Source organism: Bacillus sp. MMSF_3353, assembly GCF_030733445.1.
Classification (GTDB): Bacteria; Bacillota; Bacilli; order Bacillales; family Bacillaceae_G; genus Bacillus_A; species Bacillus_A wiedmannii.
Genome location: NZ_JASHJA010000089.1, coordinates 1 through 1602 on the forward strand (window position 1 = coordinate 1; position 1602 = coordinate 1602).

The window sequence follows — 1602 nt, forward strand, 5'->3', positions numbered from 1 at the left end:
CAAAACATACTAAGATTAGTAGTGCAGACCAAGGCATTGGTTCGCACTACTATTTTTTATATAGTAGAAGTGAAGAGAAGGTCGTGGGTGTCTTGGGATCCTGAATCCGTATACAAAACTGACCTTCTTCACTTACCTTATTTGAATCAGTTTTTAGTATGTTGGTCTTCGAGATCGTGTATAAGAAATGAGAATCGATAAGTGTAAGTTGAAGACTTCAATTCCACCTGAGGAGGAGCTATATGAAACACGTTATTGCATTTGATGTCAGTATGGGTAAAAGTTATATGGTAATTTATAATGCACAAAAACAATGCGTATTCGAAAGTGAAATCAAGCATTCTAAGCCTGATTTTAAAAAACTACAAGAAAAGATACATAATCTTACAGATGAAACCGGCGAATCACCTAAAATTGTATTCGAAGCAACAGGGATCTATTCCAGACAGCTAGAACGATTTATGCAAAATAACCAGTATACATATTGTTTATTAAATCCATTAGAAGCCAAAATACAATGTGATTCCTTGCGGATTCATAAGACAGACCGAAGCGACGCACACCGATTAGCTCTCACCCATTTTACAGTTACCCGAAGGGTATCTACCGAAACTGATAATTTATTCTATCAGTTAAAATCTCTATCTAGATTATATAGTGAACTGGATGATGAATTATCAATAATTCGCGGCCGTATGCATAAAGTAATCCAATTAACATTTCCAGAATTGGAAAGAATATTTACTAGTAAATCTGATTTGTTTTTAAATTTTGTTCAACTATTTCCCCACCCAGATTGTGTTTTAGGTCTTTCTAAAACCATTATAAAAAATCGTATTCGTGCCAACACCAATAAAAAAATATCAAATATTACGGCGGAGAAAAAAGCGATTCAGATACTTGAAATAGCGGAAATTTGCTATCCTGCTGTTTCTCAGAACGATGTTCTGTGTGACCAGCTCAAATTATACGCAAGGCGCTATCAAGAGCTTCTTCACCAAAAAGAAAGCTGTATTAGCAAGATGGTGTATGTAGCTAAGCAACGTGCAGAATATGATATCATTCGCAGTCTCCCTGGGATTGGACCCAATACTGCCGTACGCTTGATGGCTGAAATAGGAGATATTACTCGTTTTAACAATAACAAGCAACTCAATGCATTTGCTGGTATTGATATACGCCGTTTTCAATCAGGTAAAACCTTTTTTAAAGATAAAATCAATAAACGTGGAAATAAGCATTTGCGGAAGCTCCTTTTCCTTATCATCCAGAACATGATTAAACAACGACGTTACGGACAAAATCATATTGTTGAGTATTACGATAAATTAAAAACGCAACCTTATAACAAGTGTCATAAAGTTGCGTCCATTGCATGTGTAAATAAATTATTGAAGCTTCTCTTCTATCTCATTACACATAATATGCACTATGATTATCGGTTAACCGCCTGAAACCATAGTTTCATCCATCATACCATATCTTCCCCCTAGTAAAAAATGAACACATATTAGGGGTATTTGGTTTGCATTCTATTCGGCTTAAAATTTCTGGAATTCAATCAATTATAGCTCTAAAAAACAGTTGACTAATCGTAAGAAA

Annotated in this window: 1 protein-coding gene; it reads left to right on the plus strand. The window is 35.0% G+C overall.

The annotated features are described in order from the left end of the window. Positions 1-242 precede the first annotated feature (242 nt). Positions 243-1454, plus strand: a complete 1212-nt coding sequence (locus RBB48_RS31580; RefSeq protein ID WP_102957213.1) for an IS110 family RNA-guided transposase — start codon at positions 243-245, stop codon at positions 1452-1454. The last annotated feature ends 148 nt before the right edge of the window (positions 1455-1602 follow it).